The organism is Pseudomonas sp. XWY-1, from assembly GCF_002953115.1.
Classification (GTDB): domain Bacteria; phylum Pseudomonadota; class Gammaproteobacteria; order Pseudomonadales; family Pseudomonadaceae; genus Aquipseudomonas; species Aquipseudomonas alloputida.
Window position 1 is genome coordinate 5,237,807 of the sequence record NZ_CP026332.1, and the last position, 14,050, is coordinate 5,251,856.

14 protein-coding genes are annotated in these 14,050 nt (G+C 63.7%); 8 read left to right on the forward strand and 6 right to left on the reverse strand.

Features of this window, described 5'->3' with window-relative positions; translation table 11 throughout:
• Positions 1 to 209: 209 nt before the first annotated feature.
• From urtA to PRJ_RS24550, 6 genes are all read left to right on the forward strand, one after another.
• Positions 210 to 1,475 (forward strand): urea ABC transporter substrate-binding protein, encoded by a 1,266-nt coding sequence (urtA, locus tag PRJ_RS24525; RefSeq protein WP_003249642.1) that lies wholly within the window; start codon positions 210 to 212, stop codon positions 1,473 to 1,475.
• Positions 1,476 to 1,615: 140 nt separating this feature from the next.
• Complete coding sequence (gene urtB, locus PRJ_RS24530; protein WP_104962632.1) at positions 1,616 to 3,103, forward strand: urea ABC transporter permease subunit UrtB; 1,488 nt, start codon at positions 1,616 to 1,618, stop codon at positions 3,101 to 3,103.
• The gene (gene urtC / locus PRJ_RS24535; protein ID WP_010955449.1) at positions 3,103 to 4,182 is read left to right on the forward strand and encodes an urea ABC transporter permease subunit UrtC; all 1,080 of its coding nucleotides are present in this window, start codon (positions 3,103 to 3,105) and stop codon (positions 4,180 to 4,182) included. Before urtB ends, urtC begins: the two co-directional genes overlap by 1 nt.
• Positions 4,179 to 5,036 (forward strand): urea ABC transporter ATP-binding protein UrtD, encoded by an 858-nt coding sequence (urtD, locus tag PRJ_RS24540; protein WP_010955450.1) that lies wholly within the window; start codon positions 4,179 to 4,181, stop codon positions 5,034 to 5,036. Before urtC ends, urtD begins: the two co-directional genes overlap by 4 nt.
• 152 nt (positions 5,037 to 5,188) lie before the next feature.
• Positions 5,189 to 5,887, forward strand: a complete 699-nt coding sequence (gene urtE / locus PRJ_RS24545; RefSeq protein WP_104962633.1) for an urea ABC transporter ATP-binding subunit UrtE — start codon at positions 5,189 to 5,191, stop codon at positions 5,885 to 5,887.
• A 31-nt stretch (positions 5,888 to 5,918) separates the two neighbouring features.
• Positions 5,919 to 6,434 (forward strand): GNAT family N-acetyltransferase, encoded by a 516-nt coding sequence (locus tag PRJ_RS24550; RefSeq protein ID WP_010955452.1) that lies wholly within the window; start codon positions 5,919 to 5,921, stop codon positions 6,432 to 6,434.
• A 143-nt stretch (positions 6,435 to 6,577) separates the two neighbouring features.
• Here the strand turns inward: PRJ_RS24550 and PRJ_RS24555 are convergent, their stop codons facing one another.
• Together PRJ_RS24555 and cbpA are read right to left on the reverse strand one after the other, a co-directional pair.
• A complete protein-coding gene (locus PRJ_RS24555) occupies positions 6,578 to 6,883 on the reverse strand; it encodes a chaperone modulator CbpM (protein WP_020191746.1) in 306 nt (101 codons plus the stop codon).
• Positions 6,884 to 6,885: 2 nt separating this feature from the next.
• The gene (cbpA, locus tag PRJ_RS24560; protein ID WP_019437188.1) at positions 6,886 to 7,845 is read right to left on the reverse strand and encodes a curved DNA-binding protein; all 960 of its coding nucleotides are present in this window, start codon (positions 7,843 to 7,845) and stop codon (positions 6,886 to 6,888) included.
• Between the two features lie 164 nt (positions 7,846 to 8,009).
• Here cbpA and PRJ_RS24565 point away from each other — a divergent pair, with 164 nt between their 5' ends.
• Complete coding sequence (locus PRJ_RS24565) at positions 8,010 to 9,281, forward strand: Hsp70 family protein (protein ID WP_010955455.1); 1,272 nt, start codon at positions 8,010 to 8,012, stop codon at positions 9,279 to 9,281.
• Positions 9,282 to 9,785: 504 nt separating this feature from the next.
• On the opposite strand, the gene PRJ_RS24575 is transcribed toward PRJ_RS24565, so the two are convergent.
• From PRJ_RS24575 to PRJ_RS24585, 3 genes are all read right to left on the reverse strand, one after another.
• Positions 9,786 to 10,793, reverse strand: a complete 1,008-nt coding sequence (locus PRJ_RS24575) for an AI-2E family transporter (protein WP_014592570.1) — start codon at positions 10,791 to 10,793, stop codon at positions 9,786 to 9,788.
• A gap of 69 nt (positions 10,794 to 10,862) precedes the next feature.
• Positions 10,863 to 11,150, reverse strand: coding sequence for a PsiF family protein (locus PRJ_RS24580; RefSeq protein ID WP_014592571.1), 288 nt, complete (start codon positions 11,148 to 11,150; stop codon positions 10,863 to 10,865).
• A gap of 63 nt (positions 11,151 to 11,213) precedes the next feature.
• Complete coding sequence (locus PRJ_RS24585) at positions 11,214 to 12,002, reverse strand: helix-turn-helix transcriptional regulator (RefSeq protein WP_064492499.1); 789 nt, start codon at positions 12,000 to 12,002, stop codon at positions 11,214 to 11,216.
• A 225-nt stretch (positions 12,003 to 12,227) separates the two neighbouring features.
• Between PRJ_RS24585 and PRJ_RS24590 the strand changes: the two genes are divergently transcribed.
• Complete coding sequence (locus PRJ_RS24590) at positions 12,228 to 13,109, forward strand: DMT family transporter (RefSeq protein WP_104962634.1); 882 nt, start codon at positions 12,228 to 12,230, stop codon at positions 13,107 to 13,109.
• A gap of 1 nt (position 13,110) precedes the next feature.
• On the opposite strand, the gene PRJ_RS24595 is transcribed toward PRJ_RS24590, so the two are convergent.
• Positions 13,111 to 14,001 carry a triacylglycerol lipase gene (locus PRJ_RS24595; protein WP_020192926.1) on the reverse strand — a complete coding sequence of 297 codons (891 nt, stop codon included), beginning with the start codon at positions 13,999 to 14,001 and terminating at the stop codon, positions 13,111 to 13,113.
• Positions 14,002 to 14,050: the final 49 nt, after the last annotated feature.

Here is a 14,050-nt window from a genome sequence, read left to right on the forward strand (position 1 = left end):
GTCCGCTGTGGGAACAGCCTTGTGTCGCGATGGGCCGCACCGCGGCCCCAATCCTGTGCACACAAATCCATCAGGCACCAACCTGGATCCAACCAACGCCCCAACACCTCGCACAGCCCCTCTAAACCGTACCTTTCGCCACTAGGCACAGCCCTTGCAACGCCCTCCCCGCTTGCCCAACACCATAAAAAACTCAGCGGAGAGAGCACATGAAGCGTCGCAGTCTGATCAAGGCCCTTACCCTCAGCGCATCGATCGCGGCGATGGGCCTGAGCTGGAGTATCCAGGCCGCCGAGACCATCAAGGTCGGTATCCTGCATTCGCTTTCCGGGACCATGGCCATTTCCGAGACATCGCTCAAGGACATGGCGCTGATGACCATCGAGCAGATCAACGCCAAGGGTGGCGTGAACGGCAAGATGCTGGAACCGGTGGTGGTCGACCCGGCGTCCAACTGGCCGCTGTTCGCTGAAAAGAGCCGTCAACTGCTGACCCAGGACAAAGTGGCCGTGGTGTTCGGCTGCTGGACCTCCGTGTCGCGCAAGTCCGTTCTGCCGGTGTTCGAAGAACTCAACGGCCTGCTGTTCTACCCGGTGCAGTATGAGGGCGAAGAGATGTCGCCGAACGTGTTCTACACAGGCGCCGCCCCGAACCAGCAAGCCATCCCGGCCGTGGAATACCTGATGAGCGAGGACGGCGGCAGCGCCAAGCGCTTCTTCCTGCTGGGCACCGACTACGTCTACCCGCGCACCACCAACAAGATCCTGCGCGCATTCCTGCACAGCAAAGGCGTGGCCGACAAGGACATCGAAGAGGTGTACACGCCGTTTGGCCACGCTGATTACCAGACCATTGTCGCCAGCATCAAAAAGTTCTCCGCCGGCGGCAAGACCGCGGTCATTTCCACAGTCAATGGTGACTCCAACGTGCCCTTCTACAAGGAACTGGCCAACCAGGGCCTGAAGGCCACCGACGTGCCGGTGGTGGCCTTCTCGGTGGGCGAGGAGGAACTGCGCGGCATCGACACCAAACCGCTGGTGGGCCACCTGGCGGCATGGAACTACTTCGAATCGGTGGATAACCCGGTCAACCAGAAATTTGTCGCCGACTGGAAGGCCTACGCGAAGGCCAAGGGCCTGCCGGGTGCCGACAAGGCCGTGACCAACGACCCCATGGAAGCCACCTATGTAGGCATCCACATGTGGGCACAAGCGGTGGAGAAAGCCAAGTCCACCGACGTCGACAAGGTCCGCGAAGCACTGGCCGGGCAGAGCTTCGAGGCACCGTCGGGCTTCACCCTGACCATGGACAAGACCAACCACCACCTGCACAAGCCGGTGATGATTGGCGAAATTCAGGATGACGGGCAGTTCAGCGTGGTGTGGGAAACCGAGCAGCCACTGCGGGCGCAGCCATGGAGCCCGTTCATTCCGGGCAATGACAAGCGGCCAGATTACGCCGTGAAAGGTAACTGAGTGCATGGGGCTGCTTTGCAGCCCATTCGCGGGTGAACCCGCTCCTACAAGGACCGCGCAGGTTTCAAACCTTGCACCGTCTCTGTGTAGGCGCGGGTTCACCCGCGAAGAATCCAACACCGATTTCCAGGATTGCCCGCATGCTCAGACTCCTGCTCACACTTCTCCTGCTAATCCCCCTGGCAACCCACGCCAGCGAGGGCGAATTCTTTCTCACCGCCAAGCCCGCCGAGCAGGCCGGCCTGCTCGAAGGCTGGGCAGCACAACCCGATGCCGCGCGCCTGCCGCTGCTGGAAAACCTGCGCCAAGGCCGCATCGCCACCGATGACACGCGCAAGGTGCGCCTGAACAACCGCCTGCGCGGCCTGATCGACAACGCCCTGGCCAGCCACCAGTTGCTCAGCGACAACAGCGACACCCGCCTGGCCGCAGCCCAGCAATTACAGAAAAGCGCACAACCCGCGCAAATGGCCTTCCTCGACCGGCGCTTCGCCGCCGAGCCGGACGCCGCCGTACAGGCCGCCCTCGGCCTGGCCCTGGCCAACCTGCAACTGGGCGCCAGCGAGCCTGCGGTACGCCTGGCCGCCGTGCGCCTGCTGGGTGAAACCGGCGACCCGCTGGCCCGCACCCGCCTCGAAGCCCTGCTGCAGCCCGATGCAGAACTAGACCCGGGCGTGCGCACAGCCGCCGAAACGAGCCTGGCCCAGGTCAAGCGCAAACTGCTGGTAGGCGAACTGCTCGGCCAGGCCTTCAGCGGCCTGTCGCTGGGTTCGGTCCTGCTGCTGGCAGCGCTGGGCCTTGCGATCACCTTCGGCCTGCTCGGGGTGATCAACATGGCCCATGGCGAGATGTTGATGCTCGGCGCCTACAGCACCTACATGGTCCAGGTACTGCTGCAGCGCTTCGCCCCAGGCGCCATCGAGTTCTACCCGCTGATTGCCCTGCCGGTGGCCTTCGCCGTCAGTGCCGGGGTAGGCATGGCGCTGGAGCGCACGGTGATCCGCCACCTGTACGGCCGGCCACTGGAAACCCTGCTGGCCACCTGGGGCATCAGCCTGATCCTGATCCAGGCCATCCGCCTGCTGTTCGGCGCGCAGAACGTCGAAGTGAGCAACCCGGCCTGGCTGTCCGGCGGCATCCAGCTGCTGCCCAACCTGGTGCTGCCGTACAACCGCCTGGTCATCATCGGCTTCGCCCTGGCCGTGGTGCTGCTTACCTGGCTGCTGCTCAACCGTACCCGGTTGGGCCTGAACGTGCGCGCAGTCACCCAGAACCGCAACATGGCCGCCTGCTGCGGCGTGTCCACCGGGCGCGTCGACATGCTCGCCTTTGGCCTTGGCTCGGGCATCGCAGGGCTCGGTGGCGTGGCCTTGAGCCAGGTGGGCAATGTCGGCCCGGACCTGGGCCAAAGCTACATCATCGATTCGTTCCTGGTGGTGGTGCTCGGCGGCGTCGGGCAGCTGGCCGGTAGCCTCTGGGCCGCGTTCGGCCTGGGCATCGCCAACAAGCTGCTGGAGCCGCAGATCGGTGCCGTACTCGGCAAGATCCTCATCCTTGCGTTGATCATTCTGTTCATCCAGAAACGCCCGCAAGGCCTGTTCGCCCTCAAGGGACGGGTAATCGACTGATGAACCAGCCACTGCTTGTCACTGCTACGCAAAAGGCCGGCCCACGCCTGACCCTTGCCATCGGTGCCGTCGTCGTCCTGCTGCTGGTGGCTTTGCCACTGTGCTCACTGCTGCCGGCAGACCATGCCCTACACGTGTCGGCCTACACCCTGACCCTGGTCGGCAAGATTCTTTGTTACGCCATCGTCGCCTTGGCCCTGGACCTGGTCTGGGGCTATGCCGGGCTGCTGTCACTGGGCCATGGCCTGTTCTTCGCCCTGGGCGGCTATGCCATGGGCATGTACCTGATGCGGCAGGCCGCCGGCGACGGCCTGCCCGGGTTCATGACCTTCCTGTCATGGACCGAACTGCCCTGGTACTGGGCCGGTACCCAGCATTTCGCCTGGGCCCTGTGCCTGGTGGTGCTGGCGCCCGGGCTGCTGGCGCTGGTGTTCGGCTGGTTCGCTTTCCGCTCGCGGATCAAAGGCGTGTACTTCTCGATCATGACCCAGGCCCTGACCTTTGCCGGCATGCTGCTGTTCTTCCGCAACGAAACCGGCTTCGGCGGCAACAACGGCTTCACCAGCTTCCGCACCATCCTCGGCTTCGACATTGCAGCCCAGGGCACCCGCGCGGTGTTGTTCCTGCTGACCGTGGCCCTGCTGCTGGCCAGCCTGTACCTGTGCTGGCGCCTGACCCGCAGCAAGTTCGGCCGCCTGCTCACCGCCGTGCGTGACGCTGAAAACCGCATGATGTTCTGTGGCTACGACCCGCGCGGCTTCAAGCTGCTGGTGTGGGTACTGAGCGCCGTGCTGTGCGGCCTGGCCGGTGCGCTGTACGTGCCGCAGGTGGGCATCATCAACCCCAGCGAGATGTCGCCGACCAACTCGATCGAAGCCGCCGTCTGGGTAGCCTTGGGCGGGCGCGGCACGCTGATCGGCCCGCTGCTCGGTGCCGGCCTGGTCAACGGCATGAAAAGCTGGTTCACCGTGGCCTTCCCCGAGTTCTGGCTGTTCTTCCTCGGCGCGTTGTTCATCCTCGTTACCCTGTACCTGCCCAAGGGCGTGGTCGGCCTGTTGAAGAAAAGGAGCCAGCCATGAGAGGCGTGCCCCCAGTCCACCCGGAATTCATGCTGGAACCGGTATTCGACAACCTCGGTGCCGGGCGCGATGCCATCGGCCTGGGCCAAAGCCGCAAGGCCGGCCTGGATACCCGCCACGGTACGGTGCTGAGCCTTGAAGACATCAGCGTCAGCTTCGATGGCTTCAAGGCGCTCAACACGCTGAACCTGTACATCGGGGTGGGCGAGCTGCGCTGCATCATCGGCCCCAACGGCGCCGGCAAGACCACGATGATGGACGTAATCACCGGCAAGACCCGCCCCGACAGCGGCACGGCTTACTTCGGCGATACCCTCGACCTGACCCGCATGAGCGAATACCAGATCGCCCAGGCCGGCATTGGCCGCAAGTTCCAGAAGCCCACAGTGTTCGAAGCGCTGACCGTGTTCGAGAACCTGGAGCTGGCGCTGAAGACCGACAAGTCGGTGTGGGCCAGCCTGGCCGCGCGCCTGAGCGGTGACCAGCGCCAGCGCATCGAGGACGTGCTGACCACCTTGCGCCTGCTGCCGCTGGCCCAGCGCCAGGCCGGCTTGCTGTCCCATGGGCAGAAGCAGTTTCTGGAGATCGGCATGCTGCTGGTGCAGGAGCCGCAACTGCTGCTGCTGGATGAACCGGTGGCCGGCATGACTGATGCCGAGACCGAGTTTACCGCCGAGCTGTTCAAGGGCCTGGCCGGCAAGCATTCGCTGATGGTGGTGGAACATGACATGGGCTTCGTCGGCAGCATTGCCGACCATGTGACCGTGCTGCACCAGGGGAGCGTGCTGGCGGAAGGCTCGCTGGAGCAGGTGCAGGCAGATGAGCGGGTGGTCGAGGTGTATCTGGGCCGCTGACCGGATTTGAATTTTTGGCGCCTGTGCCGGCCTCTTCGCGGGTAAACCCGTTCCTACAGTGGGCGTAATGCCATGGGCGGTTCCCGTCGTAGGAGCGGGCTTGCCCGCGAAGAGGCCGGCACAGGCACAGCATCCCTTTCAGGAACTCTCACATGCTCAAGATCGACACCCTGCACCAGTACTACGGCGGCAGCCACATCCTGCGCGGCCTGTCCTTCGAAGCCAAGATCGGCGAAGTGACCTGCCTGCTGGGCCGCAACGGCGTGGGCAAGACCACCTTGCTGCGCTGCCTGATGGGCCTGGTGCCCGCCCGCGACGGCAGCATCGAATGGGAAGGCAAGCCGATCACCGCGTTCAAACCGCAGCAACGGGTGCAGGCCGGCATCGCCTATGTGCCCCAGGGCCGCGAGATCTTCCCGCGCCTGACCGTCGAGGAAAACCTGCTGATGGGCCTGTCGCGCTTCCCCGCCCGTGAAGCCCGCGAGGTACCGGCCTTCATCTACGAACTGTTCCCTGTGCTGGAGCAGATGAAACAGCGCCGCGGTGGCGACCTGTCTGGCGGCCAGCAGCAACAGCTGGCCATCGGCCGCGCCCTCGCCAGCCGCCCCCGCCTGCTGATTCTCGACGAGCCGACCGAAGGCATCCAGCCCTCGGTGATCAAGGAAATCGGCGCGGTCATCCGCCGCCTGGCCGAACGTGGCGACATGGCGATTTTGCTGGTGGAGCAGTTCTACGACTTTGCCGAAGCGCTGGCTGACCAGTACCTGGTCATGGCCCGTGGCGAAATCATCCAGCGCGGCCGCGGCGAAAACATGCAAGCCGAAGGTGTACGCGGTCTGGTAACCATTTAATCTGCGAGCAACGACCTTGCGAGACGCTGTCATGAGCTACGAAATTCGCGATGCCCTGCACACCGACGTGCCAGGCATACTCGACATCTACAACGACGCGGTGCTCAACACCACGGCGATCTGGAACGAAACCCCGGTGGACCTCGACAACCGCCAGGCCTGGTTTGAAGCGCGTGCGCAGCAGGGCTACCCGATTCTGGTGGCGGTCGATGAAACCGGCGTGCTGGGGTATGCCTCGTTTGGCGACTGGCGGCCTTTCGAGGGCTTTCGCCTGACCGTTGAGCACTCGGTGTACGTGCGCAGCGACCAGCGTGGCAAAGGGCTCGGGCCGGTGTTGATGGCGGCGCTGGTCGAACGCGCGCGCGGATGTGGCAAGCATGTGATGGTGGCAGCGATCGAGCGTGGCAATGCAGCTTCGGTGCGCCTGCATGAGCGGCTGGGCTTCGTGGTGACCGGCCAGATGCCGCAGGTGGGGGTTAAGTTTGGCCGCTGGCTTGATCTGACCTTCATGCAACTGGTGCTGAACCCGGGCGCCGAACCGACCTGAAATGCGGTCCATTGTGGGAGCGGCCTTGTGTCGCGAAAGGGCTGCAAAGCAGCCCCGGCAATTTTGCGGTGGAGCAAAGATCTCGGGCTGCTGCACAGCCCATCGCGACACAAGGCCTCTCCCACAGATGCCGGCAAGGCAACCTACATCTGAATAAACCGGCCCAGACGCTGCTTCAGCATGCTGTTCTCACTGCGCAACTGCTGCACTTCCTGCAACAGCTCCAGCGCCAGCGCCACCCCTTCCCACTCCAGTTCCAGCTCCTGGTGCAGCTTCACCGCTCGTTTGGTCACCAACGGCGCCTGATCGTCAAACAGCCAGTCCTCCGGCGTTCGCCCGGAAGGTTCGACAATGCCGTGCTCGACGATTTCGATCACGCATTCAGCCGTGACATCGGCTTCCTGACACAGGGTACGCATGTCCAGTTGAACGATCAGGGTGCTGCTCATGATCACTTACTCCATTGTGTCCTCGGGTTGAACGCAGCTTTCTCGGAAAGCTTGGTCCAGAGTTCGCGGGCAGATTCGTCCGACGCTGGTGGCATGACCACCTTGAGCTGCGCATAAAGGTTGCCGCGCTCTCCCTGCTTGTTCGCCAGGCCCTTGCCCGGTACACGCAGGCGCTGGCCGCTCTGGCTGTCAGGACGGATGGTCAGGTTGATCTTGCCATCCAGGGTCGGAACCGCCACCTTGGCGCCCAGGGCCGCCTCCCACGGTGCCAACGGCACAGTGATGATCAGGTCATGACCTTCGACATCGAACAGCGGGTGCGGTGCCATGCGGATGGTCAGGAACAGGTCACCGTTGGCCCCGCCACCGCTGCCGGGCGCGCCCTGGCCCTTGAGGCGGATGCGCTCGCCGTCGGTCACCCCAGCCGGAATCCTCACGTTCAAGGTCTTGGTGGTGAAGCCGGTGCGCTGGCCCATGGCATTGGTTTGCGGCACCTGGAAGCTGATCTGCTTGGACTCCTTGCTCAGGGTCTCTTCAAGGAACACTGCCAGTTCAAGCTCCACGTCCTGCCCCCGCCTGCCAGCACTGCGTTGCTGCTGCCGGGCGCCACCGAAGGGGTTGCCACCAGCACTGCGCCCACCGAAGATCGAGCTGAAGAAGTCGGAGAAGTCACCGCCTTCGAAACCGCCGCCACCGCCGCGGTTTTCCCAACCCGGTGGTGCCTGGAACGGCCGGCCATGCTGGCCGCCGTACTTGCGAATTTCGTCGAACTCGGCACGTTTCTGCGCGTCGCCCAGCACCTCATAGGCCTCGTTGGCCTCCTTGAATTTTTCCTCGGCGTCGCGCTCCTTGCTGACATCCGGGTGATACTTGCGCGCCAGTTTGCGGTACGCGGCCTTGATCGCCTTGTCGTCCGCAGTGGGCTCTACGCCGAGTATCTTGTAATAGTCTTTGAAGTCCATTTATGGATCACCAATGTGAATGTGCATGTTGCAACTGAAGATAGGGGTCAAGCATAGCCTTTCAAGACCGACTTGGGTTTGCCTCAAGGCAGACGACTGGTCTTGATTCTGTAGCCAACTGGCATACACTGCGCGGCCGTTTTGCCTCCGGAAGCCCATTTCCCATGTCTGACGTATCCCCGGCCCGCGCCCTGGGCATCGACTTTGGCACCTCCAACTCCACGGTCGGCTGGCATCGGCCTGGCGTCGAGTCGCTGATTGCCCTGGAAGACGGCAAGATCACCTTGCCCTCGGTGGTGTTCTTCAATATCGAAGAGCGGCGCCCGGTGTATGGCCGCCTGGCGCTGCACGAGTACCTGGAAGGCTACGAAGGCCGCCTGATGCGCTCGCTGAAAAGCCTGCTGGGCTCGAAGCTGATCAAGCACGACACCAGCGTGCTGGGCAGCGCCCTGCCGTTCAAGGACCTGCTGGGCATGTTCATCGGCGAGCTCAAGAAGCGCGCTGAGGCGGCCGCTGGCCGAGAATTCGACCAGGTGGTGCTGGGCCGCCCGGTGTTCTTCGTCGACGAAGACCCGGCTGCCGACCAGGAGGCCGAGGACACCTTGGCCGAAGTGGCGCGCAAAATCGGCTTCAAGGACGTGTCGTTCCAGTACGAGCCGATTGCCGCGGCCTTCGACTATGAGTCGAGCATCAGCCGCGAAGAGCTGGTACTGATCGTCGACATCGGCGGTGGTACCTCGGACTTCACCCTGATCCGCCTGTCGCCCGAGCGCCATCTGGTCGCCGAGCGCCAAAGCGACATCCTCGCCACCGGCGGTGTGCACATTGGCGGTACCGACTTCGACAAGCAACTGAGCCTTCAGGGCGTGATGCCGTTGTTTGGCTATGGCAGCCGCATGAAGAGCGGTGCGCTGATGCCGACCAGCTACCACCTCAACCTGGCCACCTGGCACACCATCAACGCCTTGTATTCGCAGAAGTCACAGTTGGCGCTGGGCAGCATGCGCTATGACATCGAGGACAGCTTCGGCATCGATCGCCTGTTCAAATTGATCGAACAGCGCGCCGGGCACTGGCTGGCGATGGAAGTGGAAGCCAGCAAGATCGAGCTGACCGAGCATGACAGCCGCCACATCGACCTGCGCCGCGTCGAGCCCGAGCTGACTGCGGAACTGACCCGCACGCTGTTCGAAGAGGCGATCGAAGGACTGCTGGAGCGCGTGCGCGGTAGCGTGACCGAACTGCTGGCCAAGGCTGGGGTAAGCGAAGGCCAGGTCGATACGGTGTTCTTCACCGGTGGCTCCAGCGGCATTCCGGCGCTGCGCAACAGTGTTTCGGCGATGCTGCCGAATGCACGGCATGTGGAAGGCAATATCTTTGGCAGCATTGGTAGCGGGCTGGCCATCGAGGCGCGCAAGCGTTACGGCGCGGCCTGATTTGTCGATTAGCCTGTAGCCGCGAACGGGCTGGGGCTGCTGGCCAATCTCCACCAGTCGTTCACCGTTGCCGCCGCTACCGTATTCGCGGGTAAACCCGCTCCTACGCACCGATCGGGGGTGGACACACATCGGTGATTGGCCGCAGGCCGCGTGTAGGAGCGGGTTTACCCGCGAAGAGGCCGGGCTTGCTGGCCAATTACCACCCGCCGTTCACCGTTGCCGCCGCTACCGTATTCGCGGGTAAACCCGCTCCTACGCCCGATCGGGGGTGGACACACATCGGTGATTGGCCGCAGGCCGCGTGTAGGAGCGGGTTTACCCGCGAAGAGGCCGGGCTTGCTGGCCAATTACCACCCGCCGTTCACCGTTGCCGCCGCTACCGTATTCGCGGGTAAACCCGCTCCTACGCCCGATCGGGGGTGGACACACATCGGTGATTGGCCGCAGGCCCCTGTAGGAGCGGGTTTACCCGCGAAAGGGCCGGTACAGGCCACTACATGATCAGACCAGCTCCGCCCGCTTCAGCTCACTCTTCAGATAGGCATAGTAGATGGGCCCCGCCACGACACCAGGCAGCCCGAACGCCGCCTCGAATACCAGCATCGCCAGCAGCAATTCCCACGCCTTGGCACTGATCTGCCCACCCACGATCCGCGCGTTGAGGAAATACTCGATCTTGTGGATGACGACCAGGTAACCCAGCGCCGCTGCCGCCACCCAGATCGACAGCGACAGGCCGACGATGGTGATCAAGGTGTTGGACATCAGGTTGCCGATCACCGGCAGCAAGCCCAGCAGGAAGGTCAGCACGATCAGCGTCTTGGTCAGCGGCAGGTGTACGTCGAACAGTGGCATCACCACGGCCAGGAAAATGCCAGTGAAGATCGTGTTGAGCAGCGAGATCTTGATTTGCGCGAACACGATGTTGCGAAACGCTTTCACCAGCAGGCTAAGACGTTCGAACAGCGCCGCCGCCAGGGGCTTGCGCCGGGAAATATCGGGAATGCGCTGCAAAGCGATGATGGCGCCGAGGATCATGCCGATGAGCATCGTCACGAACATGTGCGCCATGCCCTTGCCCACCAGCTGCAAATCGCTCAGGTGGCTCTTGATCCAGTCGCCGATGGCCACCTTGAACTCTGCGGCACTGGCAGGCAGATAGCCCTCGATGAAAGGGGGCAACTGGCTGCGGGCTCGCTCGACCAAGGCCATGAACTTGTCCAACGAGGCGCCGGGGTTTTCCGCCTCGTGCAGCAGGAAGCTGAAGGCACCGGCAATCAGCAGTGTCAGGGTGCTGACCACCAGCGTGCCGAGCAGCGCCACGGCCAGCCAGCGCGCGCGTTGGCCAGCAAGCAGCGGTTGCAGGCGCGGGGTCAGCATGTTGACCAGTTCGAACACCAGCAGACCGGCCAGCAGGCTGGGCAGCAACTTCAGGGGCAAAGCCAGCAGCAACCCGGCCATGACGATGATCAGGCTGGCCAGGGTGATCTGACGGGGGGTAAAGGTCATACAGCCTCGACGGCAGACAGCGGGAATGCCGCAGTCTGCCAGCCTTGGCGGCGCAGGCATAGGCGCAGGTCATTTCTTCTTCAGGCAATCGCTCATGAAGGCCTTGCGCTCGTCCCCCTTCAGGGCTTTGGTGGTGGCGTCAGCATTGCAGGTCTTCATTTTCTCTTGCTGGGTTTGGGGCACATCCTTTTTCAGGCAGGTGCTCATGAACGCTTTGCGTTCATCGCCCTTGAGGGCCTTGGCGGTGGCGTCGGCGTTGCAGGTTTTCATCTTTTCCTGCTGCGCGGTATTGGCAGCGAAACCTTGGGCACTGAACAACACCGCCAGCGCCAGTAACGGGATTTGCAGCACTTTCATGGAGTGGTCTCCTTGGCTCCGCGCCCGATGCACGGGGATCGAGCTGAGTGTAGCCAAGAATGTTCAGCGCCCCGCCCGCGCCTGCCGGCGGTACTGCTCGGGCGTACACCGGGCCTGGCGCTGGAACATGGCGATGAACGCCGAAGCGCTGCTGTAGCCAAGGTCGAAGGCAATGGCCTGAATCGGCAGGCCGGCTTCCAGCGCTTCGATGGCACGCAGAAAACGCAGGCGCAGGCGCCATTCGCCAAAGCTGATGCCCAGCTCGCGCAGAAACTGGCGGGCCAGGGTGCGTTCGCTGACGTGTACGCGTGCGGCCCAGTCGGCCAGCGGGCGGTTGTCCCCCGGCTCGGCGCTGAGCGCGTCGAGCACCTGGCGCAAGCCATCGCTGTGGGCAAACGGCAGGTAGCAGGCCAAGGTGGGCGCCAGCAGCAACTGGTCAAGCAGTACCTGTACCAGGCGCTGGTCACGCTCGTCCTCGGCCACCTTGAGATTGCGCCGGGCGAAGTCACCGAGGATGGCCTTGAGGATGTCACTGATCATCAGGCTGCACGGGTGCGGTGGCAGCGCTGCGCACAGGCTGCGGTCGAGATAGATAGAACGGTAGACGATGGCCTGGGGGTTGTAGCAGCCGTGCTCGGTGTCGGGCGGCACCCAGACGGCGTAGTGCGGCGGCGACAGGAAGCGCTGGCCGGCCACATCCAATTGCATCACGCCGTGGGCGGTGTAGTTCAGCTGGCCCCAGGCGTGTTGATGCACGGCGCTGTGGGTGTCGGCAACGAACTCGTCGTGGCGGAAGTACACCGGGGCCGGCAGTTGGGTGAACTGGGGGATATCGAGGTATTTACGCGGCATGCTGTCTGCTTTGCAGGGTCGGTTGTCTGGATAGAAGTATAGGCTTGTAGACAGACATTCGATAATACAGGCCTATCGGGGACCTGCCTTGCAGGCCTTCGCGGGCTCGCCGCTCCCACAGGATCTGCGCCAGCCTCCAGGCCTGTGTATCCCCCGTAGGAGCGGGTTCACCCGCGAAGGGCTGCAAAGCAGCCCCATTCCAGCCCCCAGCGAGTACCCTGCTGCATGAACTACCTGTTCCCCCTCACCGCCATCCTCATCTGGGCCGGCAACACCGTGGTCACCAAGATGTCCGCCGGTGCCATCCACCCTGCGGAGATCGGCTTCTACCGCTGGTTGCTGGCCGCCTTGCTGTTCACGCCGTTCCTGCTGCCCGCCGTGTGGCGCAACCGTGCAGCCATCCGCCCGCACCTGGCCAAGGTGTTCGTGCTCGGCGTGCTGGGCATGGCGATGTACCAGAGCCTGGCCTACTTCGCCGCCGGCATCACCAGTGCCACCAACATGGGCATCATCCTCTCGCTGATGCCGCTGATGTCACTGGCGCTGTCCATCGCCTGGCTTGGCCAGCGCCTGAGCTACGGTGCCCTGCTGGGCGCGGTGGTGTCATTCTTCGGCGTGCTTGAAGTGGTCAGTGCCGGCCACCCCGCCAGCCTGCTTCAGCAAGGGCTGAACAGCGGCGACCTGTTGATGCTGGTGGCTACATTGGCCTATGCGCTGTACAGCTTCCTGCTGAAGAAATGGCAGCTGCGCCTGCCGCCGATGCAGCTGCTGTACCTTCAGGTGCTGGTGGCCATCGTCGTGTTGCTACCGCTGTTCCTGCTGTCAGACAAGACCGGCCTGAACAGCCACAACATCGGCCTGGTCCTGTATGCCTGCGTACTGGCTTCGATGATCGCGCCGCTGGTGTGGATGCAGGCCGTGCACCGCCTGGGGCCCAGCCGCACCACACTGTTCTTCAACTTGCTGCCGCTGGTCACCGCGCTGATCGCCGCCGTGGTGCTCGACGAACAACTGGCCGGTTACCACCTGGTCGGCGGCTTGCTGACCCTGGCCGGCGTAGTGCTGGCCGAACGCTGGACCACGCCGATCCGCCGCCAAGGCACTTGAGCTAAAGCCCCGCCGCCTTGAGCCGGGCGGCATGTTCGGTGAATAGCCGCACAGGCTCCGCGCCTTTGCCCACGGCACCGAGCGACTGGTTGACGATGTCCAGGTGATCGAGCGGGTAATCGTCGCCGATCACCTGCCCCAGGTGCGAACTGAAACGCCCGACCATGCCGTCGCAATGGCCCTTTTCCTTGATGAAACTGCGTGCGAACAGGCGGCAGAAGCGGCTGCTGCCGTCGAAGCGGTTGCGCCCCTGGTCTGTCAGGCCGGGTTGCAAGGTGCCGGACCAGGAGTAATAGCGTACGCCATTGACCTCATAGGCCCCTTCCCCACCCCAGGTTTGCGGCAGGCCCTGTGGATAAGCCTGGTTGAACAGTGCCACCCCGGCGCTGGTCAGCGACTGGTGCGAGGCGTGCACATCTACCGGCAGCGGGTCGCGACGCCAGCCGGTTTCCAGCCACACCAGCAGCACGGCAAACCCATGCAGCACGGCCTTGAGGATGCGCCCCTGGGGTGAATCGCCCGGTGCCGTGCGTTCCAGGTGGTCGGCCAGCTCGGAGCCATGGTTGGGCCCCGCCACCGAGGTGACCGACGCCACCCGCCCCGGCCGTTTGGCCGCTGCGTAACGCGCGCTCAGTGCGCCCTGGCTGTGGCCGATGAGGTTGACCTTGTCGACGCCGGTACGTTGGCAGATATCTTCGATGATCGCCAGCAACTGCTCGCCGCGTACCTCGCTGGAATGCAGCGGCGAAACCTGCACCGGAAACACCTGCGCCCCGCCCTTGCGCAAGGCCGGCACAATGCCGAACCAGTAGGGGTAGAGCACCATCCGGACAAACCCGAGCATGCCCGGCACCAGCACCAGCGGGTATCGCGTGGCCAAATCCTGCTGCATTGCCGCAGCTCCTTTGCGTGTACGACGGGCCAACACTACAGCGGCCATG